The 25,054-nt window shown below is 58.7% G+C and carries 19 protein-coding genes and 2 tRNA genes; 11 read left to right on the top strand and 10 right to left on the bottom strand.

Features of this window, described 5'->3' with window-relative positions:
* Positions 1-37 precede the first annotated feature (37 nt).
* The gene (locus SRB521_RS13895; RefSeq protein ID WP_075704615.1) at positions 38-841 is read right to left on the bottom strand and encodes a cyclase family protein; all 804 of its coding nucleotides are present in this window, start codon (positions 839-841) and stop codon (positions 38-40) included.
* A 182-nt stretch (positions 842-1,023) separates the two neighbouring features.
* Between SRB521_RS13895 and SRB521_RS13890 the strand changes: the two genes are divergently transcribed.
* Both SRB521_RS13890 and SRB521_RS13885 read left to right on the top strand, forming a co-directional pair.
* Positions 1,024-1,923 (top strand): LysR family transcriptional regulator, encoded by a 900-nt coding sequence (locus SRB521_RS13890; protein WP_075704614.1) that lies wholly within the window; start codon positions 1,024-1,026, stop codon positions 1,921-1,923.
* Positions 1,924-2,081: 158 nt separating this feature from the next.
* Positions 2,082-2,834, top strand: a complete 753-nt coding sequence (locus SRB521_RS13885) for a TraX family protein (protein WP_075704613.1) — start codon at positions 2,082-2,084, stop codon at positions 2,832-2,834.
* Positions 2,835-3,050: 216 nt separating this feature from the next.
* Here SRB521_RS13885 and SRB521_RS13880 read toward each other — a convergent pair whose 3' ends face one another.
* Positions 3,051-3,515, bottom strand: coding sequence for a DUF6514 family protein (locus SRB521_RS13880; RefSeq protein WP_075704612.1), 465 nt, complete (start codon positions 3,513-3,515; stop codon positions 3,051-3,053).
* A gap of 188 nt (positions 3,516-3,703) precedes the next feature.
* Here SRB521_RS13880 and SRB521_RS13875 point away from each other — a divergent pair, with 188 nt between their 5' ends.
* A complete protein-coding gene (locus SRB521_RS13875; protein ID WP_116722391.1) occupies positions 3,704-4,084 on the top strand; it encodes a helix-turn-helix domain-containing protein in 381 nt (126 codons plus the stop codon).
* A 156-nt stretch (positions 4,085-4,240) separates the two neighbouring features.
* On the opposite strand, the gene SRB521_RS13870 is transcribed toward SRB521_RS13875, so the two are convergent.
* Both SRB521_RS13870 and SRB521_RS13865 read right to left on the bottom strand, forming a co-directional pair.
* On the bottom strand, positions 4,241-4,567 hold the full coding sequence (locus SRB521_RS13870) for a LytR/AlgR family response regulator transcription factor (RefSeq protein WP_083630972.1): 327 nt from the start codon (positions 4,565-4,567) through the stop codon (positions 4,241-4,243).
* Positions 4,568-4,573: 6 nt separating this feature from the next.
* Entirely contained in the window at positions 4,574-4,915 is a 342-nt protein-coding gene (locus tag SRB521_RS13865; RefSeq protein WP_165366645.1) for a LytR/AlgR family response regulator transcription factor, read from the bottom strand.
* A gap of 169 nt (positions 4,916-5,084) precedes the next feature.
* Between SRB521_RS13865 and SRB521_RS13860 the strand changes: the two genes are divergently transcribed.
* Entirely contained in the window at positions 5,085-5,339 is a 255-nt protein-coding gene (locus SRB521_RS13860; RefSeq protein ID WP_075704610.1) for a DUF6514 family protein, read from the top strand.
* Between the two features lie 84 nt (positions 5,340-5,423).
* On the opposite strand, the gene SRB521_RS13855 is transcribed toward SRB521_RS13860, so the two are convergent.
* A tRNA-Met gene (locus tag SRB521_RS13855) sits at positions 5,424-5,500 on the bottom strand.
* A gap of 4 nt (positions 5,501-5,504) precedes the next feature.
* Positions 5,505-5,591 (bottom strand) — tRNA-Leu (locus SRB521_RS13850).
* 382 nt (positions 5,592-5,973) lie between these two features.
* Here SRB521_RS13850 and prfB point away from each other — a divergent pair.
* From prfB to SRB521_RS13825, 5 genes are all read left to right on the top strand, one after another.
* On the top strand, positions 5,974-7,095 hold the full coding sequence (gene prfB, locus SRB521_RS13845) for a peptide chain release factor 2 (RefSeq protein WP_033118108.1): 1,122 nt from the start codon (positions 5,974-5,976) through the stop codon (positions 7,093-7,095).
* Between the two features lie 182 nt (positions 7,096-7,277).
* On the top strand, positions 7,278-10,916 hold the full coding sequence (locus SRB521_RS13840; protein ID WP_116722389.1) for an alpha/beta fold hydrolase: 3,639 nt from the start codon (positions 7,278-7,280) through the stop codon (positions 10,914-10,916).
* A gap of 188 nt (positions 10,917-11,104) precedes the next feature.
* Positions 11,105-15,193: an alpha/beta fold hydrolase gene (locus SRB521_RS13835; protein WP_075704600.1), complete on the top strand. Its 4,089-nt coding sequence runs from the start codon at positions 11,105-11,107 to the stop codon at positions 15,191-15,193.
* 462 nt (positions 15,194-15,655) lie between these two features.
* Entirely contained in the window at positions 15,656-17,416 is a 1,761-nt protein-coding gene (gene thrS, locus SRB521_RS13830; RefSeq protein ID WP_075704599.1) for a threonine--tRNA ligase, read from the top strand.
* 67 nt (positions 17,417-17,483) lie between these two features.
* Positions 17,484-18,422 carry a CPBP family intramembrane glutamic endopeptidase gene (locus SRB521_RS13825; protein ID WP_116722388.1) on the top strand — a complete coding sequence of 313 codons (939 nt, stop codon included), beginning with the start codon at positions 17,484-17,486 and terminating at the stop codon, positions 18,420-18,422.
* Between the two features lie 59 nt (positions 18,423-18,481).
* Here the strand turns inward: SRB521_RS13825 and SRB521_RS13820 are convergent, their stop codons facing one another.
* Complete coding sequence (locus SRB521_RS13820; RefSeq protein WP_075704597.1) at positions 18,482-19,261, bottom strand: polysaccharide deacetylase family protein; 780 nt, start codon at positions 19,259-19,261, stop codon at positions 18,482-18,484.
* A 75-nt stretch (positions 19,262-19,336) separates the two neighbouring features.
* A complete protein-coding gene (locus tag SRB521_RS13815) occupies positions 19,337-20,062 on the bottom strand; it encodes a DUF2461 domain-containing protein (RefSeq protein WP_075704596.1) in 726 nt (241 codons plus the stop codon).
* A gap of 147 nt (positions 20,063-20,209) precedes the next feature.
* Here SRB521_RS13815 and SRB521_RS13810 point away from each other — a divergent pair, with 147 nt between their 5' ends.
* A complete protein-coding gene (locus SRB521_RS13810; protein ID WP_075704595.1) occupies positions 20,210-20,689 on the top strand; it encodes a hypothetical protein in 480 nt (159 codons plus the stop codon).
* 50 nt (positions 20,690-20,739) lie between these two features.
* On the opposite strand, the gene SRB521_RS13805 is transcribed toward SRB521_RS13810, so the two are convergent.
* A complete protein-coding gene (locus SRB521_RS13805) occupies positions 20,740-21,672 on the bottom strand; it encodes a DUF975 family protein (protein ID WP_058118449.1) in 933 nt (310 codons plus the stop codon).
* On the bottom strand, positions 21,669-23,573 hold the full coding sequence (locus SRB521_RS13800; RefSeq protein WP_075704594.1) for a VanW family protein: 1,905 nt from the start codon (positions 23,571-23,573) through the stop codon (positions 21,669-21,671). The genes SRB521_RS13805 and SRB521_RS13800 overlap by 4 nt, the downstream gene beginning before the upstream one ends.
* Positions 23,574-23,850: 277 nt before the next feature.
* On the opposite strand from SRB521_RS13800, the gene SRB521_RS13795 reads away from it, so the two are divergent.
* Complete coding sequence (locus SRB521_RS13795) at positions 23,851-25,023, top strand: 5-bromo-4-chloroindolyl phosphate hydrolysis family protein (RefSeq protein WP_075704593.1); 1,173 nt, start codon at positions 23,851-23,853, stop codon at positions 25,021-25,023.
* Positions 25,024-25,054 lie beyond the last annotated feature (31 nt).

The following is a 25,054-nucleotide window of genomic DNA, read 5'->3' as shown; positions in this document are numbered from 1 at the left end:
GACCGATAGGAGCCGCCATAAACGGTAGCGCGAAGGTTTATAGATCTTTCGGAACGAAGGCCACAACCCGGGACCAGCTGGCGCTGCCCTGGTAGAGGTTGACGGGGAAACAGGAGATGTAAAAACCCTTTTCGGGGACCTTGTCCAGGTTGCCCAGCTTTTCGATGTGGGAGTAGTCGTAATCGATGCCGGCGCAGTGTGCCTCCCAGAGGATGGATTTGTCGTGGGAATCGGCAAAATTTGCCTTTGTCTTGGCAAAGGGAACATCGAAGCCGGGGGAGTCGACGCCGATAACTTTGACGCCCTGATCCAGGATAAAGCGTACGGCCTCCGCGCTCAGGCCCGGATGCTCGCCCCAATAGGCCGCCGTACCGAAGGTCTTGTCCGTGTCATAGCGGATGCAGACGATGTCGCCATAGCTCAGGGTATAATCCAGAGCGGCCAGCGCGTCTTTTACGTCCTGGGCAGAGACGGTCTCGCCGCTCTTTTTGTGGGTCATATTGAGCACCACGCCGCGGCCGAAATACCACTCTAGGGGGCACTCGTCAATCCTGCGGGAGGGCTTACCGCCGGAAGCGGGAGCATAATGCCATGGCGCATCCACATGTGTCCCCGCATGGGTGGAGGTCCTGACACGCTCTGTGGCCCAGCCGCAGCCCCCGTGCAGATCCTCCGGACGACAGCCGAAATATCCGCTGACCAGGGGGATGGTATCCTCGTGATCCAGATATTCGATCTCAGCCGCCAGGCTTGTGGCCAGTTTCGGGTCCATCTCTTCCAAGTTCGGGGTCTTGATGGGGACGGTCAAATCCACCAGCCTGTAGTTTTCCAACAGTTCCATTGAAAGCATACCCTCTCTATCCCATGAATTTTCTGTTTTGCACGATTTTTTCGGAAAGCTTACCGGCCTTTTCTGTAACTTTCTCTTGACAGGCTCATCATAACACAGGATAATATTAAGTATCAATTTCATTTTTTGACGAGTTTTGTTAAGAAATATCTTAATGAAAGGACGGGAGAACGATGGACTTGCTGCAGTTGAAGTACTTTTCCGAGTTGGCAAAACGGCAGCACCTGAACAAAACGGCGCAGGAAATGCTGGTGACTCCCTCCGCCATCAGCTCCAGCCTGGCCAGACTGGAGAAGGAAATGGGCGTTAAGCTGTTTGACCGGGTGGGAAGAAATATCCGGCTGAACAATTATGGGAAAATATTACAGAAATATGTGGATCAGGTCTTTTATGCGCTGGACAGTGCAGAGACGGAGATCAAGGAGGCTCAGAATCTGGGCGAAGCAAGCGTCTCTGTGGCGGTGACCAATCCAAACCTCTGGAACAATCCGCTGCGCGCCTTTTCGGCTGAACATCCGGAGATTTCCATCTCCCTGCTCGCGTTCGACACAGGGACGAACTCCGATTATTCCGGCCGCTCGAACCCCCTGGTGGAGAACGCTGATTTTTATATTGCCACGACAGGGGAGATCATCAACCCCAAGTATGAATTCGAATACCAGCTTCTCTTTAATTCCCAGGTGTTTTTGGCCGTTCCGCCGACTCACCGATTTGCCGGGCGGGCATGGATCGATCTGGCGGAGGCCAAAGACGAGTGGTTTGTCAATTCCCCTCACAATACCTCTTTTCGGAATTTTTGCGATAGTCTCTGCCTCAAGGCAGGGTTTACGCCGAAATCGAGGATCGAGTGCGACTATATCCTGCGCCCAAGAATGCTCATCAGTGAAAATATGGTCTGTATTGCCACTTCGACGGGACAGAACAGCGGGCTGTATGACGGCACTGTCATGATTCCAATTGTAAACCCACCCTGTTCCCGGCCCCAGGCGATTTACTGGAGGGCAAAAAGCCATCTGTGCAAGAGCGCCCAGATATTCAAAGACTTCATGGTGGATTATTGCAGTAAGCTGTAGCGAGAGTGAGCGAGGAGGGGCCCAATAAAAAAGCGGCGGCCCAGTGGGGAACATACCGTAAGGAAGTTAACACCCGCCGAAAAGCAATTGCTTTTCGGCGGGTGTTGTTTTATAATGAACCAACCCAAAAAGCGGGATTTTCATAAGAGGAATACTACATGGAAAGATATAAGAAAATGGATGCAAATACAATCAAGTTAATTGCTGTTATTGCAATGACAATTGATCATGTTACATGGATGATCTATCCCGGCTATCCAAAAGAGTTTGTACCGATTTTGCTTCATATCATAGGCAGACTTACCTGCCCCATTATGTGTTACTTTATTGCGGAGGGGTATCACTATACTAAAAATTTGAACAAATACACGGTGCGGCTGTTTCTGTTTGCATTCATATCACACTTTGCCTATGTGTTTGCGTCGATGGATTTTGTCAATTGGAAGTCCTTTATTCCCTTTTACTACGGAAGTGTACTGAACCAGACAAGCGTCATGTGGTCGCTTGCATGGGGGTTGGTTATGCTTCGGGTGGTGAACAGCCGAAGCGTACAGAAAAATACAGTAAAAGTCATCCTTATCGTACTGATCTGCTTGATAAGCTTCCCCAGCGACTGGAGTTGTGTTGCAAATCTGTGTATTTTGGCGTTCGGAACAAATTGGGGAAAATTCAAAACACAAATGTTGTGGATGGTTTTCTATGTGGCGATTTATGCGACGGTGTATTTCTTTGCAATTGACAAAGTCTATGGGCTATTGCAGATGGGCATCATTTTTGCAATTCCAATTATCAGGCTATACAATGGCCAAAGAGGTAACAACGAGAAATTGAACCGTGTCATGAAATGGCTGTTTTACCTCTATTATCCGCTGCATCTTCTGATTATCGGGTGGATTCAATATGCGCGGTAACCTTCAGTTTATCTCTCTCCCACAGGCACTTTCCCCGAAAGTGTCATAGTGGGTTTACACACTATAAACAGGGCAAGGCAAACCATTGCGGTCTGCCTTGCCCTTAACTTCTTTATGAAACTTTGCCCTTCGGGCCGCCGCCTTTTTATATTGGATCTATCATTTTTAAAATAGGTCCATCCAACCTCGTCAACTCCGGGACGATGAAGAAAAAAATCAACTTACGCTGTCGAGCACGGCATCCCTGAAGTGGAGGGGAGAGAGCTGCAGCGTGTTGAACCTGGAGGCCAGGCTGAACACGTCGTCTCCGCAGAGGGAGATGTCCTGGATCATATCGAGCTGTATCCACTGTCCAGACAGCTTGCAGAGGCACTGAAGGCCGTAGGTATAGTAGGTATCCGCAGATGTATTTTTAATGCAGAAGCAGACGACTTGATAGTGGATACGGCAGGGGCCGACAGGAGAAAGGGACGCCTGATCGATCTCATCCAGTTTTTCCTGAAAGCGGAGCTGCCATTGGGCCAGCGTGTGTGAGCTGAAGCGCTGACCGCGGAGGAGGTCCGAGAGGCCCTGGGACGTTGTGCCCAGCAGGTGGGCAAATTCTCTCAACTGGATATCCCTGCGGCTCAACTCCGGAAGCAGCCACAGGCCCAGATGATTGAGCGAATGCTTTTTCATCATGATCGAATTCCTCCATCTCAGAGTTTGCACCACATATAAACTTATGTTATACTGTTCCCGTCAAACGGATTTCAGATATCTATACAAGATAGTAGGGCAGAGGGCGGAATGTGTCAAACACAAATCTGGTAATGGGTTTGGAAAAACGCGATATATCTGATAAATTGTCTTATCGTGGGTGATAAAAAATGATTTCGACACAGCTGAAAGAGTTGAAGGACCAGAGAAAGCTGACGAATCAGCAATTGGCAGATCTGGCGGGGATTCCGGTGGGAACGATCAATCGAATTATGGCAGGACAGACAGATAACCCCAGCTTTCAGACGGTGTGTGATATTGTCATGGCGCTGGACGGTTCGCTGGATGAGCTGGTGGGAATAAAGGACAAGGGCGGCCAACGGGCTGCGCCGCTCAACAATGAAATCATAGAGCTGTACGAAAAGATCATTGCAGGGAAGGAGAAGTGGCTGCACCGCCTGTTTCTGTGCTGCTGTGTGCTGACCCTGTTTGTACTAGGAGTACTGATTTATGATTTGACCCATCCCATGGTGGGTTTTTTCAGACAATAGGAAGAGGAAAATGTCCCAGGTGGACCCGGTTGGGTCTACCTGGGACATTTTTTAGAGCGGCGATGGCCCGTGACGGACGGTTCAGCCGCCCTGGGGCAATGCTTTGGATTTCATATCGGAGTCAGAGGCGTTCTTCTTCTCTATGTAGTCGAGGTACTACTGGCGGATTGCCTTCAGATCCCGCTGCCGGATGGAGACGATATCTCCGGTCAGCAGTTCAAAGTGCTTGTCCGCCTGCCGTATATAGTCCATGTTCACCAGAAAACTCTGATGACTGCGCAGAAAACGAGGATCGTTCAGCTCCTGTTCAATGGTATCCAAGCGTTTATAAATGTTATAAGTGGCTCCGCCCTTACTGTGGAGGATACACTTGGAGTTGGAACTCTCCACATACTGAATATCATGATAGGGGATCAGTATAAGCCGGTTCCACTGCTGCACCTGATAGGCGCTGATGTCAAAGTCATGGGTGAGCCGGTCCATGAGCTTCTAGATCTTCTCCACGCTGTGGGGCTTCAGAAGATAGCCGAAGGCGGACACCTCATAGCTGTCCACCGCAAATTTTTTCGTGCCGGTGAGAAAAACAATGGCGCCGTCGTAATGAAGGGAACGCAGCCTGCGGGCCACTTCGATCCCGAGCAGTTCTCTCATATAAATATCAAGAAAGACCGCGTCGAACCAGAGGCCGTCTTCCATGTCGCAGATTAGTGTGACCCCATCCTCATAGCCGGTCAGTTCACATCGGATGGAGCGATCTTCCAGATACTGCTGCAATAGGTCCATAATAAGTGCCCGGTCAAGGGCTTTATCATCGCATATTGCAATGCGCATTTCAAGCATCCTTTCCAACGAAATCAGAAAACCAATGCGTCTTGAGGTAAAAAAGACGCCAATATCCATGAAAAATTTGTTATTTTCGCAGAGAGTGCCCGGAAGCTGCTCTCATTTTGAGCGACAGCGCATACAGCAAATTGACCAGAGCGATTGGGAGGAATAGTATATGTATCAGTACAGGCTCATCAAGGAGGAGCAATATAACCAAGAACACGGAGTATATACCGCCTATGGAATTTGCGGGTGCGAACTTGCCCAGAATGTCATGCGAGAGACCATCTATCTGCCGGATGTATTTTTGAGTAAAACTGTGGCCGAACGCTTTGTGGCGCTGTGCAATGAGCTGGAACTCAGCCTGGTCCACCTGCACAATGCTGTACAGGATGCGCTCTGCTGGGAAACAGAATCGTCCGGACCATGATCCGAACGATGCGCAGAGGGGCGAAAAAAGTCGAAAAGCGCAAGCAAAGAGAAAACCCTAGAACCTTTGCGGTCCTAGGGTTTATGGTTGCGGGGAGTGGATTTGAACCACTGACCTCCGGGTTATGAGCCCGACGAGCTACCAAACTGCTCTACCCCGCGATATTGGTACCGGAGACCGGAGTCGAACCGGCACGGGATCGCTCCCACAGGATTTTAAGTCCCGGGCGTCTACCAATTCCGCCACTCCGGCGTGTTACTCCAGCTCACTGTACTTTTTAAGTGCTCAAATAGAATAACACATCTGGAGCGGCGTGTCAACCCCAAAAGTTTTGACAATGCCCGACAATTTTGGCAGAGGGCGAGCGCACATACTGAGGATGGTACTGCATATACTGATACGTACATCAAAAAACAGAGGGAGGCGCAGGGAAATGCCGGAAGAGCAGCGGGAGAATGAGCCGCGTCGGGCGACCGGAGCGGGAGACGTGGACGATCTCATTTTTCACGGCGACCAACAGCCCAATATCAGCGATAGATGAACCCGCCCGCCTTTTGGGCGGGTTTTTCTTTACATCATGGGGAGATTCGGATATAATATATGAGCTATTTGAACGGAAGTGAGCGTGCGAGCGATGCTGCAATTTGACGAGTACAAGGTAAAGCTGAACAACATCAAGCCGGCCCTGGACGAGCTGGCCCAGGCCCTGAACCTGCCCGCCGCCGAGCAGGAGCTGGATATGCTGAACTCTGAAAGCGCCGCGCCCGGCTTTTGGGACGACCTGGAGAAGTCCCAAAAGGTGACCCGCAGAATGCGTCAGCTGGAGAACAAGCTGGAGGCGCAGCGGAAACGGGAAGGCCAGTGGGACGATCTGATGACCCTGTGCGAAATGGGCAACGAGGAAGAGGACGACTCCCTGGTGCCAGAGGTGGAGACGGGTTTTGCACGGCTGGAGGCTGAGATGGAGGAGGCGCGCCTCTCCACGCTGCTCACCGGAGAGTATGACAGTGCCAATGCCATCCTCACGATCCATGCCGGAGCGGGCGGCACCGAGGCCCAGGACTGGGCGCAGATGCTTTACCGTATGTATACCCGCTGGGCAGAGCGGCACGATTTCACCTACCAGGTGGTGGATTACCTGGACGGCGACGAGGCCGGCATCAAATCCGCAACCATTATGATCCAGGGCGACAACGCATACGGACACCTCAAGAGCGAACACGGCGTCCACCGGCTGGTCCGGGTCTCTCCCTTTGATGCCAATGCCCGGAGGCAGACCTCCTTTGCCGCTGTGGAGGTCATGCCGGAGATCCCGGACGACGTGGAGGTGGATATCCGTCCCGAGGATATCGAGATGCAGGTCTACCGCTCCTCCGGCGCCGGCGGCCAGCACATCAACAAGACATCCTCCGCCGTCCGGCTGATCCACAAGCCCACGGGGGTGGTAGTGGCCTGTCAGACCGAGCGGAGCCAGTTCCAGAACAAAGACACCTGTATGCGGATGCTCCGCTCCAAACTGGTGGAGCTCAAAATGCAGGAGCATGCCGAGAAGATCTCCGACATCAAGGGCGTGCAGCTCAAGATCGAGTGGGGCAGCCAGATCCGCTCCTATGTGTTCATGCCCTATCAGCTGGTCAAAGACAACCGCACCGCCTTTGAGACCAGCAACATCAACGCCGTCATGGACGGTGAGCTGGACGGGTTCATCAACGCCTACCTCACCGCCGAGGCCACGGGCAATTGGGCCACGAAATAAGAATGAAAGGGCCGGAGACGAGCATGCTCGTTTTCGGCCCCTCTGCATTGAAAAAGCAAAATCCCGCACTTTTCGACCGCCGGCTCTTGTATTCCCCGCACTGCTTTGCTACTATTATAAAGATCCAGACCATACGGGCAAATGGTATCCGAACTGTGGAAAAGAAAGGTGGAAGCAAAAGAATGAAGCAGAAAAAATTGTTGTCGCTGCTGCTGGCGGCGGCCCTGGTATTCTCCCTGGCCGCACCTGCGGCGGCAGAGGAGACGACCTCTGAGGCCGCCCCCTACACGGTTCCGGACGATATGTCCGGAGAGATCGTGATCCTGCATACCAATGACGTGCACGGTGCCATCGCCGGCTATGCCAAGGTGGCCGCCTTGAAAGCCGCCATGGAGGAGGCGGGCGCCTATGTCCTGCTGATGGACGCCGGTGATTTCATCCAGGGAGATCCCACCGTCAGCATCTCGGAAGGGGCATCCGCCGTGGAGCTGATGAATTTGGCAGGGTATGATGTGGCGGCCCCCGGCAACCACGAATTTGACTACGGCTACGCCAATCTGGCCGCGCTGGCCGATGAAGCGGAGTTCCCCATCGTGGCCGCCAACGTCCTCTATGGAGACACGGTGGCCTTCGGCGCCAACACGGTATTCACCACGGAGGACGGCGTCAAGATCGGTGTGTTCGGCTTGGATACCCCTGAGACCGCCACCAAAGCCCACCCCGCCAAGATCGAGGGCGTTACCTTCCTGGCCGGTGAGGCGCTCTTCGCCGCTGCGCAGGAGCAGGTGGATGCGCTGGAGGCCGAAGGCTGTGATTATATTGTCTGCCTGGGGCATCTGGGCATTGACGATGAGTCCGCCGGTAACCGCTCCGTGGATCTGCTGGCCGAGGTCTCCGGCATTGATGTGTTCATTGACGGGCACTCCCATTCCACCATGGAAGATATCGCCGCTGTGGCCGAGGGCAATCAGGTGGGCGACACCGTGATCGCCTCCACCGGCACCAAGCTGGCAAACATCGGAATGGTCGTTCTCGACGAGACGGGGATCACTGCCCAGAGCATCCCCGCCGAAAGCGTCAGCCTGACCGACGAAGCGGTGGCTGCCCGTGCCGCCGAGATCCAGGCCCAGGTAGACGAGGAGTACGGCGCGGTGTTTGCCGGCACGGAGGCCCTTCTTAACGGCGAGCGTGAGCCCGGCAACCGAACGGAGGAAACCAATCTGGGCGACCTGATCACCGACGCTTTGGTCTGGGGCGCCGAGCGGGAAGGCGAGGCGGTGGACGCGGCCGTTACCAACGGAGGCGGCATCCGCGCCAGCATCGCCGCCGGGGACATCACCAAGAAGGATGTCAACACCGTGCTCCCCTTCGGCAACACGCTGAGCATCGTCAAGGTTACCGGAGCCGAGCTGCTGGAGGCGCTGGAGGCCTCCACCTACTGCACGCCCACTGCCATCGGCGGGTTCCCCCAGGTGTCCGGCATCGTATTCACCGTAGACGCCGGCGTGGCCTATGACCAGGGCGAGCAGTACCCCGGCTCCACCTACTACGCTCCCGCTTCCATCGGGCGCGTCTCCATTGAAAGCGTGGGGGGCAGGGACTTCAGCCTCACCGAAACTTACACCATTGCCACCAATGACTTCATGGCTTCCGGCGGCGATACCTACTATGCCTTCAAGGCTGCTACCGTCAACTATGATTTGGGAGTTTCCATGGATGAGGTCCTGATGGATTATATCACCGATGAGCTGGGTGGCACGGTCACTGAGGCTCGTTATGGGCAGACCGGGGGTCGTATCACAGTGACGAACGCCCCTGCCGAGACCCCTGAGGAGCCCGAGGCTGCCGACTGGGCGGATGTGGACGCGGATGCGTGGTACGCTGAGGCGGTGCATTATGTTATCGAGAACGGCATCATGGGCTCCACCAGCACTGAGGCCAAGGTATTCACCCCCAACGGCACGGTGACCCGCGCCACAGTGTTCCAGACCCTCTACAACATGGAGGGACAGCCCGACTCGGCTGAGATGCCCGCCGAGGATGGCGCCGCCCTGGTGTCCGCTGATGGAGACCTGACCTGGTCCGCCTTCCGCGACATCAGCGGCAAGTGGTACGCCGACGCGGCCAACTGGGCGGCAGGCATTGGTCTCGCCGCCATCCCGGAGGACGGCAGCTTCAACGGCGAGCGCGCCATCACCCGCGCCGAGCTGGCCACCGTGGTCGCCCGCTACGCCGAGTACCAAAACATGGACGTCACCGCGGGTGGTATGGCTATGCAGGAGATGGCCGATTACGACGCCATTCCGGACTGGGCGCTCTCCGGTATGAGCATCTGCTTTTACAACGGGATTCTCTCCGGCAAGCCGGGGAACCTGCTGGACCCCAACGGCACCGCCGTGCGCACCGAGCTGGCCGTCATTCTTATGAATTACGCCAAGCTGGAGCCCTCCGGCACCGTGGAGACCGACGCCTATACCGCCACCACCGTTTCCATCCCCAACGGAGATCGTCAGGTGCCTGCCGTAGTCACCATCCCCAAGGGGGAGGGACCCTTCCCGGCTGTGGTTATGAACCACGGCCACGGCGGCAGCAAAGATGAGAACGTGGGTTTCGGCGGCGTGGCCGCCGCTCTGGCCGAGGCGGGCATTGCCTCCATCCGCATGGACTTCCCCGGCTGCGGTGATTCCACCGCGCCTTTTACGGAGAATACGCTCTCCAACATGAAGTCCGACTCCAATGCCTCCCTGGCCTATCTGCTGGAAAACTATGATATTGATGAGGCGAAGCTGGGTATTTTGGGCTATTCCATGGGCGGACGCCTGGCGCTGGAGATCATCAGCGAGGAGGGGAACCCCTATAAGGCCGTGGTCCTCCTGTCCGCCGCCGCGAACCCCGGCGAAGAGTCCATTGCGGGCATACTGCCCGAGGGGACTTCCATCGAGGATGCCATCGCTTCTGCCGAGGAGAAGGGCTCCTTTGACTACACCACCCGCTATGGACAGAATCTGTCCCTCTCCGCCCAATGGTTTGAGGATATGTTGGTGGACCCCCTGGCCAACATCAAAAATTATACCGGTCCCATGCTGGTGCTCCACGGCGACAAGGATGATGTGGTGACCGACGCCACCAATAAGCTCATCGTGGCGGCTTACCCCGCCGCCGAGGAGATCGTTGTGCCCGACGCCGACCATGGCTATGGATTCTATTCCGATCAGCCCGCCGTGACCGCCGCCGTGGAGGGCAGCATCTCCGCCTTCTTCTCCAGAAATCTGCTGGGTAAGACGAGCATGGAGGATTACCTGGCCACCACCGAATACGAATGGTTTGCCACCGGCAAGACCGACTATATGATCCAGGGCAAAATGGTCTCTCAGGACACCGAGGTGTACAATGAGCTGGAGGACGCCCACTATACGGCCCAGCCCAATGGCGCGGATGTGATCCTCAAGGGTACGGTAGGCGAGGAGTGGGTGACCAAGCTTGAGAAGGTCATCCAGACCTACACCAAGGCCGACGGCAGCGAGCTCACGGCCGAGGATTTCACCGCCGATACGTATATCGAACTCAAGACAAAGCCCACCACCGGAAACTTTGCCTGCTTTGTTCCCGCAGAGCTCCAGGTGGAGGTGCAGACCTCCTGGGGCGACGTGCTCCAGGCCAATCGGGCCGGGGTCCCCCATGGCGAGGGCGACTATCTGGTCTGCGCGGTGGGTGAGGACGGCCAGCCCGACCTCACCGACGTATGGGTGGTCAACGGCGCCGTGTTCCCGAGCACCTATGACATGACAAACGCGGAGACGGAGCCATCCGCCGCGGCGTGACAGGACATACAGCCGACCCAAGGGGTCCGGAGCCGACTGGCTCCGGACCCCTTTTCTGAGCCTGGAGATCGAAAATAATCTGCGGTCGGTGCTTGTATTCTTGTCACCGTTTTGTTACTATTATAAATATCCGTACCATGCAGGTAAATGGTATGTAAGACGTGGAAAAGAAAGGTGGAAACAGGTCAATGAAAAAGAAGATGCTCTCGCTGTTCCTGGCGTTTGCCATGGTGATCACGATGGCGGCGCCAGCGCTGGCTGCGGAAGAGAGCGAAGGCGGAAAGATCGTGATCCTGCACACAAACGATGTGCACTGCGGGATCGATCAGGCGAAGAACGAAGAAGGGGAAGTCACCAACATGGGATACGCGGGTGTGGCCGCGTATAAGACGGCGATGGAGACCGAGTACGGCGCTGGAAACGTAACGCTGGTGGACGCCGGCGATGCGATCCAGGGCGGCCCCATCGGGACGCTGTCCAAGGGCGCATACATCGTGGACATCATGAACGAGGTGGGCTACGATCTGGCCATCCCGGGAAACCATGAGTTCGACTACGGGATGGAAAACTTCCTGAGCCTGGCAAAGGAGAAGGCGGAGTACGAGTACCTGTGCGCCAATTTTACGGACCTGGAGGGGAACCCTGTACTGGAAGGGTACAAGGTGCTGACCTATGGGGATGTGAAGGTGGGCTATGTGGGCATCGATACGCCTGAGTCCTTCACAAAGTCGACGCCGACCTACTTCCAGGATGCAGAGGGAAACTATATCTACAGCTTCTGCCAGGGGAACGAGGGCGCGGACCTGTATAACGCGGTGCAGAAGGCCGTGGACGCGGCGAGGGCCGAGGGCGCGGACTATGTGGTGGCGTTGGGGCACTTGGGCATCGATGAGCAGAGCTCCCCATGGACCTCTACGGAGGTGATCGCAAACACCACCGGCATCGACGTGCTGATCGACGGCCATTCCCACAGCACCTTTGAAAAGACGGAGAAGAACAAGGACGGTGAGGACGTGGTGGTGGCCCAGACCGGCACGAAGCTGGAGAACCTGGGCAAGGTAGTCATCGACACCGCGACGGGCGAAATCACCAGCGAGCTGGTGGCGGCGAAGGACTGCGCGGCGGAGGATGAGGCCACGGCGGCTTTTGTGAAGGGCATCAACGACGAATTTGCGGAAGTGCTGAAAAAAGTGGTGGCCAAGACCGACGTGGAGCTGACCACCAAGGACACTGTTACGGGGGAGCGCGCGGTGCGGAGCGCGGAGACCAATCTGGGCGACCTGTGCGCCGACGCATACCGTGTGATGCTGGACGCGGACGTAGCGTTTGTCAACGGCGGCGGCGTACGCGCGGACATTCCCGCCGGAGACATCACCTATGAGCAGATCATCAACGTGCATCCCTTCGGAAACGAGGCGTGCGTGGTGGAGACCACGGGCCAGGACATCCTGGACGCGCTGGAGATGGGCGCGCGGGTGATGCCTGAGGAGAACGGAGGGTTCCTGCAGGTGTCCGGGCTCACCTACACAATCGATACCAGCATCCCCTCCAGCGTGGTGCTGAACGACGAGAAGGAGTTCGTGAAGGTGGAGGGTGAGCGCCGGGTAAAGGATGTACTGGTAAACGGCGCGCCCATTGACCCTGAGAAGACCTATACGCTGGCGTCCCATAACTATATGCTGAAGTCCGGCGGCGACGGATTCGTGATGTTCAAGGACGACCCGTTGCTGAAGGACTGTGTGATGATCGACAACCAGGTGTTGATCAACTACATCGTGGATGAGCTGGGCGGTGTGGTGAGCGAGGACTATGCCGACCCCGCCGGACAGGGGCGGATCAAAGTGACCGGCACGCCCGCCGAGACCCCTGAGGAGCCCGAGACCGCCGACTGGGCGGATGTGGATGCCGATGCGTGGTACGCCGAGGCGGTGCATTATGTCATCGAAAACGGCATCATGGGCTCCACCAGCACCGAGGCCAAGGTGTTCACCCCCAACGGTATGGTGACCCGCGCCACGGTGTTCCAGACGCTGTACAACGCGCAGGGCAAGCCCGAGGTGGGCGAGACCACCTTTGCCGATGTGAAGGGCAAGTGGTATGCGTCCGCCGCCGCCTGGGCGGAGGAAGTGGGACTTGCCGTTGTTCCCACTGACGGCGGCTTCTATGGCGAGCGCGCCATCACCCGCGCTGAGATCGCCACCATCTTTGCCCGTTACGCCGAGCTGGAGGGCAAGATCGTGACGGACGGCGACCTGAGCGCCTATACCGACGTGGCCGATGTGGCCGATTGGGCCGCAGACGGCATGCGCGTGGCCGTGGGCTCGGGCATCATCGGCGGCAAGCCGGGGAACCTGCTGGATCCCAACGGCACCGCCGTGCGCACCGAACTGGCCACCATCCTTATGAATTACGCCAAGCTGTCCTCCGGCTACAGCGAGACCTACGTGGAGATCGAGGTACCCGAGACCGACGGCATCCCCGCCCACACCATTCCCGGCGTGCTGACGGTGCCTGACGAGGGCGCTTACGCCGCGGTGGTCATGCTCCACGGCACCGGCTCCAACAAGGACGAGGCGGGCAACGGCTATGCCACAGCCGCCCCCTTGATGGCACTCCAGGGCCTCGCCACCCTGCGCATCGACTTTATGGGCAACGGCGACTCCACCGCGTCCTACAGCGACTACTGCTATACCTCGGCCAACATTGACGCCAAGGCGGCCGCGGACTACCTGACCGCAGAGCTGAAGCTGAACAATCTGGCCGTCATGGGCTGGAGCCAGGGCGGCACCAACGCTCTGCTGGCCGCCGCCGCGTATCCCGACACCTTCAAGGCCGTGATCACTTGGGCGGGCGCCATGCGTCTGAGTGGGGCCAATTTCTTTGAGGACTACGACGCTGCTTATGAGACTGCCAAGAAGGAGGGCTCTGTGGAGCTCACCTTCGACTGGCGCGATCCCCTGCCCCTGGGCCTGCGTTGGTTCGAGGAGTCTCTGAGCACCGATAAGGCCGCCGAGGTGGCCAAGATCACCGGCCCCATTTTGGCCATCAACGGCCTGGCCGACACCACCGTGACTCCGGACAACGCCGATCAGATCGTGGCGGCCTCCAAGAATGAGAACTCCCGCACCTATTTCATTGAAAACTGTGATCACACCTTTAATGTGTTCTCCGGAGACGATACCGCCCTCACCGACGCCATCTACGCCGGCATCGGCTTCCTGGAAAATACCTTTAACGGCGGCATCGGCGCCGGCGTCACCAGCGTGAGCAAGTACGGCAACGTCACCACCAATATCCCCGCTTATCAGTTTGCCGGCGCCGGTTTTGAGCTGGGCGACATTCTGAACGTCACTGTGGGCGACACCACTGTGCAGGCCCCCTACGGCGACGCATACAGCAACGTGGACAACGGGAATGTGGTCATCCTCGCCGACGGAGACGGCTATGTGACCGTGGCCATCAACATGGGCAACTTTTCCGGTACTTATGGCGCCGAGGTGGGCTCTTACCTGGAGTTCACTATGGCGGAGAAAGCCGGCTACCTGGAGGAGTACGAGATCCGCAACATCGACTCCCTGCGTACCAATGAGCGGGACGACTACGCCTCTGATGAGGTGTTTGCCAATTTCCGTCCCGTGGTCATGGGAGATATCCCCGCCGGCATCCTCTACCGCTCCTCCAGCCCGGTGAACCCCGAGCTGGGCCGCAACAGCTATGCCGACAAGCTGGCCGAGGCCGCAGGGATCAAGACGGTCCTCAACCTGGCCGACAGCCTGGAGGTCCTGGAGGCCTATGAGGGCTATGCCGGCACCTATTACGCCACCCTCAATGTGGCACCCCTGGACATGGGTGTGGACTTTGCCGCTGAGGAATTCAATGCCAAGCTGAAGACCGGCCTTGTGTACCTGATCGACAATGAGGGCCCCTATCTCATCCACTGCAACGAGGGCAAAGACCGGGCCGGCTTTGTCGCCGCCCTCCTGGAGGCCCTGGGCGGCGCTGAGGCGGAAGAGATCGTGGAGGACTATATGCTCTCCTATGAAAACTACTACCATGTAGAGCATCATTCCGACCGCTGGTACAGCATCGCCAACAGCAACATCATCAAGACCCTGTGCACCCTGACCGGCACCGAGACCAAGGAGGAAATGAAGCAGGCCGACCTCCGGCAGGCCGCTGAGACCTACCTCATGGGGACCGTGGGCCTCACCGCCGAGCAGGTAGCCGCCGTGCGGACCGCCATTACCACCCCGGTGACCGCTGAGGCGGCTGCCTGAGGATATCCATCTGTTTCCATGCTCCGCCAAAGGGCGCCGGCTTTGTCCGGCGCCCTTTCCTCTGCGGGAGCCCGCTGCGGCGCTTGGAAGGCGGCCCGTCCCCGCAGAAGGCGCGGAAGGGGCGGAAGATGCTTGACATCCGGGGGATTTGGTGATATAGTGTCCCCGTTATGAAGGCAATGATGGGGACAACGTCCATCTCAGCGGCACAGAGAGGGAGCGCCACCGGCTGAAAGCGCGCCTGTCAGTCTGTATGGAACTGAAACCACCCCGGAGCCGCCCACCGAAGCGTTTTGTAGGCTGGGCCGGGTCCTCCCGTTACAGAGGACACGAGCGGCGGCGCTCTTTTAGGGCGGCGCAAGCAGGGTGGAACCGTGGGACCGTCTGCGTCTCACCCCTGGAATTCGATTCAGGGGTGAGACGTTTTTTATCGCCCCTACCCCAATACAAGGAGGAATTACCATGAGCGAAGAAAACAAAGAGTATACATTTGAAAACCCGGAATACCGGAAAACCTACTGGCATACCTGTTCCCACATCCTGGCCCAGGCGGTGAAGCGCCTGTATCCGGAGGTGAAGCTGGCCATCGGACCTTCCATTGACGAGGGGTTTTACTACGATATGGACTCGCCCTTCCCCTTTACCCCTGAGATCATGGAAAAAATCGAGGGCGAAATGCGGAAGATTTGCAAGGAGAAGCTGAAGCTGGAGCGGTTTGAGCTGCCCCGGGAGGAGGCCCTTAGGTTTATGGAGGAGAAGGGTGAGCCCTACAAGGTGGAGCTTATCAACGATCTCCCAGCCGACGCCCATATCTCGTTTTATCGGCAGGGGGAGTTTACCGACCTGTGCGCCGGACCTCATCTGGATTCCACCGGACGGGTCAAGGGTAACGCCATCAAGCTCACCGCCTGCAATGCGGCCTACTGGCGGGGCGACTCCAACCGGGAGACCCTCCAGCGGATCTATGGCATCGCGTTCCCCAAGAAGGATGAGCTGGACGCTTACCTCCAGCGCATCGAAGAGGCCAAGAAGCGGGATCACCGCAAGCTGGGCAAAGAGCTGGGACTCTTTACCCTCCTGGAGGAGGGCCCCGGGTTCCCCTTCTTCCTGCCCAAGGGCATGGTGCTGCGCAATACGCTGCTGGACTATTGGCGTGCGGTCCACAAGAAGTACGGTTATATGGAGATCTCCACTCCCATCATGCTCAACCGCCAGCTGTGGGAGCGCTCCGGCCACTGGGACCACTATAAGAACAACATGTATACTACCGTCATCGACGATGTGGACTTCGCTGTCAAGCCCATGAACTGCCCCGGCGGCATGCTGGTCTACGCCAGCGAGCCCCACTCCTACAAGGAACTGCCCCTCCGGATGGGCGAGATCGGTCTGGTCCACCGCCACGAGCTCTCCGGTGCTCTCCACGGCCTCTTCCGGGTACGTTGCTTCAGCCAGGACGACGCCCATGTGTTCATGACCCGGGATCAGATGCAGGACGTGATCCAGGAGACCGTCCGCCTCTTTGACGAGGTCTACTCCACCTTCGGCCTGAGCTACACCATCGAGCTCTCCACCATGCCCGAGGACCACATCGGCACCGTGGAGGAGTGGGAACGCAATCAGGACATCCTGAAGGCCGCCATCACTGCCATGGGCAAGGAGTTCGTCATCAATGAGGGCGACGGCGCCTTCTACGGCCCCAAGCTGGACTTCCATCTGGCTGACTCCCTGGGCCGGACCTGGCAGTGCGGCACCATCCAGCTGGACTCCCAGCTGCCCGAGCGATTTGAGCTGGAGTATACCGGCGAGGACGGCCAGAAGCACCGCCCAGTCATGATCCACCGGGTGGTACTGGGCTCCATCGAGCGGTTCATCGGCGTCATCACCGAGCACTTCGCCGGCGCCTTTCCCGCTTGGCTCAATCCCGTCCAAGTAAAGGTGCTCCCGGTCACCGACCGGGCCTCCGGCTATGCCGACCGGGTCGCCGCCGAGTTGGACGCCCAGGGCTTCCGGGCAGAGGTGGACCACCGAAACGAGAAGATCGGCAAGAAGATCCGGGAGGCCACAATGGAAAAGATCCCCTATATGCTGGTGGTGGGAGACCGGGATATGGAAAACGAGACCGTGTCCGTCCGTCATCGTACCGGGGAGGACTTGGGTGCCATGAGTTGCGGCGACTTTATCGCCAAGCTCCGCGAGGAAGTGGATTCCAAGGCCATTCGATAAACAGAGCCTGTACTGCGGTTGGAGCGCCAACGCGCTCCAACCGCAAACTATCTGGAGGGGGGAGCATATGGAAGAGATATGGGCGTTTCTCCAGGGGGATGAGGAGACCCGGCAGGCACGGAGGGCTTTTTCCAGGGCGGGCTGGGCCCTGGCAGCACTGATGGTCCTCCAGGTGGCGGTACAATATCCCGTCCTGGCTCTGGTGGAACGGATGGCGCCCTCCTGGCTGGCATACAGCGGCGTGAGCTTTGTGATCGCCGCCCTGGCCAGCTATGGGGCGGCCTTTCCTGCCGCACTCCTGATCCTGCGCACCCTGCCCGGAGAGGGGCCGGGGAAACTGCGGGATCTGAGCGGACAGACCTTGGGTGTGCTGTGGCTGGTGAGCCTGGGATGGCTTTACATGGCCAATCTGGTCACCTTAACCCTGGTGGGAGCGCTGGAGACGGCCAGGGGCGCCCCCATCTTCAACCCGGTGGAACAGATGGCGGACCAGCCGGTGGTCCTGAATCTGCTGCTGGGCTGTGTTCTGGCTCCTGCGGCAGAGGAGCTGCTCTTCCGCAGGACGCTGATGGACCGGCTGCGCCCCTGGGGAGAGGGGTTTGCCTTGGTGGTCTCCGCATTGGCTTTCGCACTGGTGCACGGGAACCTGTACCAGATGCTCTATGCCTTTTCGGTGGGGCTGGTGTTCGGCGGGGTATACCTCCACACCGGGCGCGTCCGGTACACCATGCTGCTCCATGCCGGGGTCAATGCGGTCTCTACTGGACTGGCCCCCGTCGCGCGTCTGCTGGGACAGGGTGCGGATGTGTGCCTCTCCCTGCTGGTTTTGGGGTCCATGATCTGTGCCTTCCAGTGGACACTGCATAACCGGGACGTGCTGGACGAGGCTGCCCGCAGAGCCGGTTGGGGAGACGGAGAGACCTGGGGACAGCTTGTGGTAAATCCGGGCATGACGGGATTCTGCCTGACGGTCATTGCCGCGATATGGCTGAGCATGTATCGATAGGCCTTCCAAAAAGCAAGCCCTCGGACGGGACGTCCGAGGGCTTTTTCTATGGCGTGACGTTAGGGGTAGGCGTCACTGTAGGTCTTTCCCGTCTCCAGGGGGATGTGCCTCGCGGCGAAAAGCTGGTCGACGGTGACGAACAGATACCCCTGGGCGTGAAGCTGATCCACGATCTGGAGGGCGGCGTCTACGCTCTCGGGGAAGATATCATGCATGAGGATGATGGAGCCGTCCCTGGCCTGGGAGACCACCTGCTGGACGACTCGGGCGGTATTCTGATCCCGCCAGTCCTCCGGATCTACTGACCAGAGGATGATCGGGCAGCCAGCGTGCTTTTTGACGCCCTGGTCGGTCATCCCGTAGGGCGGGCGCAGAAGGAAGTCGTTGTGCCCCAGAATACGGAGAAGGCACTGACGGGTCTTGTCGACCTGGGCGTCGAAATCGGTCTTGGAGAGACCGGTGAGCTTTACGTGGTCAAAGGTGTGGATTCCGATTTGGTGTCCCTCCGCGTCCATGCGCTGGACCACATCCTCGTTGTTGACAAGCTGTTCTCCGATCAGGAAAAAGGTGGCGTTGACGCCCCGCTGGGCCAGACCGTCCAGCAGAGCGGTGGTGGTGGAGCGGCGAGGGCCGTCATCAAAGGTCAGAGCAATCAGCTTTTGACCGGTCTCGGCGGCGGGCGCGCCGTCGTCCTCCGGCAGGGACTCGGCCGCGTCGGCATACACCGCCGGAGCGGTGAGGGCAAGAACGGAGGCAAACCAGGGGGCAGCGGTCCCGACAGTAAGGAGAAAGGCCATCAAGGCCGTAAACCAGCCCGGTGACCAGGGGGATTTGGACATAAAAACGCCCGCCTTTCATCTGTTCATTCCTAAACAGTATGTCCGGCGGGCAAAATTTGTTGTCATACAATTTTTTCAAATTTTATGCAGATCCTGATGGGACGCCTGCCCGGTGGAGGCGCGTCCGCCCTCCCCAGGCTCCGGGTCTCCGTCCAGGGATGAGAAGTACAAATACATGGGCATGAGGGCAGTAAAGCCCTCGATGAGCTCCCGGGCCAGGTCAGGAGAAAAGAGAAGCTCGTCGTGGTTCCGCTCACAGATGAGGGAAAAGTTCTTGCTGTTATACCAGTCCTGCAGCAGCGCGCCGGGGTGGCCCTTGGGACGCTTATAGCACTCGCTTTCCAGCACAAAGCGATCCTGATGGTGAAACCTGCGGACCAGCGTTTCAAAGGGACGGGGATCGCGGTCCAGGCGGGCGCGGAATTTGGCCATGGTCAGCGGGCGGGCGGAGTAGTATCCCATACCGAAGGAGTAACCCTCGGGCGCAAGCTCGAACCAAAAGACCGGATGGCTGGTCCATTCCTCCACAGGCTGTTCAATAGACATCCACAGACGGTCCTTGTAGGGGCCCCGCCCGTGGAGACGCCGGGCGTCCCGATAAATGCGGGAGACCTTGGAAATGAGGCCCAGGTCGGGGTACGCCTCGCACATGGCCGCATAGACCTCCCGGCTGAGCGACTTCATCGGCTCGTAAAAATACTGGAGATATTCCGCTTTATGGGCCTCAAACCAGCCCTTTTCATTGTTGAAGCGGATGCCCCACATAAAATCGATGGTCTCATTGGAAAATCCCTGAAACATTGTGATGCCTCCCTGCATGTTCCCGGAGTCTGCCGCCGGAGCCGCCCAGGACAAGCCGCCTGCCCGCCGGTCTTTCCTATTGTACCACAGAACCCGGCCGCACGGAACGACAAAATCCCGCATAGACTGAGAACGGAGGGATACAGTATGGATTATTGTGAGCTCTGTTTTGACCGGCCTCAGCCCCTGGAGTGCCGGGGACTGGGCAAGGTGAGGCTGGACGCGGTGGAGGGAGGCCGCCGTCTGCTGGGGGAGCTGGAGATCCGGGGGCCTGTCCGGCTCCATTTTGTGGAGGTGGAGGCCCACCGGCGGACCTGGTTTTCCGGCGACCGGGCACTGTATGCCGTGACGGTATATAACCGCTCGTCCCTGCCGATGGACCGGGTCGTCGTCTCCGGCGGCACCAGTGCTTTCCTGGAGGGCTCCGTTCGCATCAATGGCCTGAGCCAGCCCATGGAGGAGCCGGGCGTGGGGGTGGAGATCCCCGGCCTGGACGCGGGCTGCGAGGCTGTGATCACCTGGCAGGAGGGCCTCCGGGCGGAGGAACCGCTGCGGGAGGAGCCGGTGGAGGTCCGGTATGAGTACCAGTTCGGCGGCGAGCAGATGGACGGTAAAACACAGGTATAAAGAAGAGGCGGCGCTGCTTTCTAAAAGCCGCGCCGCCTCTTCTTGGTCCGTTATAGCGCCACAGGCGGAGCCTCCGGGTCAGGCGGAGGATCCAGAAAGAGGTAGTTTGAAAGCTCCATATAGGGAACGAGGTACAGGTTTGGGATGTTCCACAGGACCATGGAGAGGACTTGGAGTGGGAGAAAGGAGAGGTTGAGTTTAAAATAGTCCCCACGGCGGCCGGTGAGCAGGCGGAAGCCCCGGGAGAGCGCCTGCCTGACCGAGAGACCGGGTGATTGGGCCAGCAGATAGCGGGCGGGGAGGAGGAGCATATAGAGATAATAGCCTCCCAGCATCCCGAGGATGGAGAGGGATGAGGAGAGCAGGAGCATCCACTCCCCATTGGGAAAGGCGGAACCGGCGATGAGGCAGAGAAGGCCGGGCACCATGCACACCAGCCGCGCGGTCCACTGCCACAGGGTCAGCAGCACCTGTACCGCCAGGGCCTTGCCTGTAAGGTGCAGGTCGAGGTACCAGCGGAGCACGCTGCGGAAGGGAGCGGGGCGGCCCTCCAGAATACTGCGGAACTGGGTCAAAACGCCGTATTGCAGAGGGACGGTGACCAGGAAGACGATGCCCTGAATGACGACCAAGTTGATCAGCTGGCGCCAGGCCACAGGCAGGACGATGACAAGACCGGAGACGGCGTCGCTCAGGGCAAAGACCATGCCACCCAGGTCTCCCAGCCGCTCCAGCCCCAGCATGGACATCAGTGTGGTCATCAGGGTGGGATCGGCTCGCCACAGTCCCGTCTCCATGGGGAACTGCCGGATATCCAGCATGAGATAATAGAGCGCGCCTCCGGCATAGACCGAGAACGCCCGGGCCAGCACGGTAAAGGCCAGCAGAAGGCAGGCAGCCGCGATGCAGGGACGGGAAAAGCGGGCGATGGTCCGCTTCGCCCGGGCCTTCAGGATGCGGCGCGTCAGTGTGGGTCCATTCATGCCGCACCGCCTTCCGCCTGTCCGCCGGACTCCTCGGAGGGAGCCGCGGATACGATGGGAATGCCGATATCAGGCACCGCAGGGGTGGGGTCGGCCGTCGGGGTGTCCGACGGCTCCGCAGAAGGAGCGGCGGACTCTGCGGGGGACGGCGTCTCTGTGACCGCCGGGGCATCGGTGACCGGGGCGGAGGTCTCCGGAGCCGGAGCCGTACTGGCGGAGGGTGTGGGCGTGGCCGCCGGAGTGGGGGTGGCGGCGGGAGGCGTATAGGGTGTTCCGTCGGCGTTTAGACCGTACTGGTTGGCATCCGCAGGATTGACCAGAAGGATGCGCTCACGGACCTTGTATTTGTTGGTGGTCTCCAGGGTGGAACTCACCAGATTGCCGTCGCCGTCATAGAGGTTCCGGTAGGTGTCGGCATTGCGGCCGGTATAGCCGTTTTGCCCCTCTTTTACGGTGCCGGCGGGAACAGAGGCATCCACCTGATAGACGGTTTCGTAACTGACCCAGTTATAGACGTTGTTGGTCATTTTTACCGCGAGGTCATCCAGCTTGGTGCCATAAATGGTGACGGTGAGATAGGTGGCGCCGCCCTTCTGATAGCTTTCCGATACCAGCTTGATGGGGTAGTCGGTGTCGTTTTCAAATCGATAGTCCAGACTGCCGTAGTAGACGGTGGCGTCCATTCCGTCCGGCACATAGCCCACGGCGTAAGTGTGGTGGTGCCGTTCCACAATTTTCAGATTGGAGTTGAGCGTGGCGAGATACAGGGTGGAGGAGGGCTGGCAGATCCCGCCGCCGATCTCGTCCACTGATTTGCCGCCCTTGTAGACCGGAGCCATTTTGTAGCCTTTTTCAGCGGTGCGGCTGCCGGTAGAGGTGTTATAGGAGAAAACCTCGCCGGGGAGCAGGATGCGCCCGTTGAAGGTGGAGGCGGCGAGCGCCACATTGGATTTTCGGTTGGCCGAGCCGCCCACCTTAGAGGTGGCGGAGCCTAGGACATCCCGAAACAGGAGGTCACGGAGGCTCTCGGTGGACACCGTGGGCTCTGTGACAGCCAGGGGAACGGATACGTCGGAACCCCAAGCCGCGCCCTCCAGGGCAGCGGAGGCTGTGCTGATCTCAAAGTCCAGGCCAGTGACGCTGGGAGTGATCTCAAAGGTTTCAGGGTCCAGCGAGGCGTTGGATACTTCAGTGCAGACCTCGCTGTGGACCTGCTCCAGGTCCACAGCGGCGGGATCGGTCGTCTCGGCGGTAAGCTCCAGAGGGGTGGTGTCTCCGGAGGAGAAGTGGGCGAGAATGCCGCTCTTGACTGTGGACAGGTCGAAAGCCCTGCCCGGCTTCCCCAAGTGGAACACCAGCTCGTCACCCTCCACGGACCAGGTGGTCTCCTGGACCACGCCGCCCAGCTCAGACTCGATCCCGGCCAGAATGTCATCCACCTGAGCCTCTCCGGTCGCGGTGAAGCCGACGGATACCTCCACATCGTGGCCAACGATCAGGCTCTTGAGAAAATAGGCGCCCTGAGCGAAAAAGCCGTGCGCCCTGGGCCAGGAGTCGGCATCGGTAACGGCCTGGAGTACGTCGGCCTCCACAGCGCCGATTGGGATGGGATAGGCCTGGCTGTCTCCGGCCACGGTGAGGGAGAGGGACTGTGCCCTCCGAGAGAATTCCTGCTCCAGTTTTTCCTGGGCCTGCGGAAAGGACAACCCTCCAATGTCCACGCCCGCGACGGTGGTGCCGGGAAGCGGGTTGCCGCTGGTGGTTCCCACCCAGGCGCACAGGGCCACATAGGCGGCGGCCAGCGCCGCCGCTACGGCCCCAACAATGATCAGACCGCGCTTGGCTCCGGGGGATTTGGTCGCCCCCACGGCCAGGCGCTTGCCCGGTTTCTTTTCCTCCATGGTGTCTGCCTCCAAACTGTCAGTGCAGGCGTTTGCCTACAACAAATCATTGTACATTATACGGTCCCGCCGGGAAAAAAGCAATTACAGAACGGTTACACCACCGGTTTTCTGAAATCCCGGAGGAAATGCCCCGCCGCCCTGCTTTACTTTTTCCGTTTTTCGATGTATGATTATCCTGTTTTGTTGCCCTTGTTCCCCGAGGGAGGCATGGGGAAGAGGCCGCCCCGCGGAGCGGCCATGTGGGAAGATCAACCGGTGTTGGAGGGAAACGGGTATGCCCGAGGATCGCAAATACGACTATGGCTATGATGGGGACGGTGGCCCCGACAACGGGAACGACGGCGATCTGAGCGAGTGGATCCCGGTGCTGATCTTTTTGGTCTGCTTTCCGCCGGTGGGCGTGGTGCTGCTGGTGCTCAAGCTGATGGGGATCACCGGAAAGGGAGGACGGCGGCAGGGAAGCCGCCATCCCTATGATCTCCAGCGGGAGGCGTCCCAGACCGGAGGAGAGCGGAGGTACTACCGCCAGGCGCAGGCCGTGAATCAGAATCCCAAAAAGAAAAAGAAGTATGTCCGAAAGCCGGACCGGGACCCCGGAAGGGGATTTACCATCGGCGGCGCCATCATGGCGGGTATCTTTGCGCTGGGTGCCGCCGATGAGTTCTTCAGCGCCCTCTCCCGGGGCGGTCTCCTGGCCAGCCTGGGCGACATTTTTACTCCGCTGGCCTTCTGCGGTGTGGGGCTCTTTCTCATGTATTTGGGCGTCACCAAGAGCAAGAAGGCAAAACGGTACCGCAAGTACATGGCGCTGATCGGCAGGCGGGATGCCATCCCGGTAGCCATTCTGGCTCAGGCTATGGGGCTGTCCGTCCGCAGAGTGTGTGGAGATCTCCAGGATATGCTGGATGAAGGCGTGATCCCAATGGGCTATCTGGATATGGGAGCGGGACGGCTGGTACTCACGGCAGAGGGTATCCAGGACCCGCCGCCGGAGCCGGAAAAGGAAGCGCAGCCTCCCAAGGGGATGGAGCGGGAAGAGGCGGTGCTCACAGAGATCCGGGAGGTCAACGACGCCATTGCCGACGCCGTGATGTCCGCCAAGATCGATCACATCGGCGAGATCACCAGCAAGATTTTCGTCTATCTCCGGGAAAAACCTGATAAGGAGGGGCAGCTCCGCAGCTTTTTGAGTTATTACCTACCCACGACCCTTAAGATCCTGCGGGCCTACGCCCAGATGGAGGCCCAGGGGATCGAAGGGGAGAACATCAAGGCCGCCAAGAGCCGCATCGAGGGCATGATGGACAAGGTGGTGGACGGCTTTGAAAAACAGCTGGACCGACTGTTCCAGGATGACGCCATGGACATTGCCACCGATGTGGAAGTACTGGAGCGAATGTTGGATAAGGACGGCCTGGGGGGACAGGGCATGACCCTGGGCGGATGAAAACGGGCAAGAGCGGGCGCTCCGTCGCAGA

Source organism: Intestinimonas butyriciproducens (assembly GCF_004154955.1).
In the GTDB taxonomy this organism is placed as follows: Bacteria; Bacillota; Clostridia; order Oscillospirales; family Oscillospiraceae; genus Intestinimonas; species Intestinimonas butyriciproducens.
Note: the sequence above shows the minus strand (reverse complement) of the source record. Positions and strands in the feature narration are given on the sequence as shown.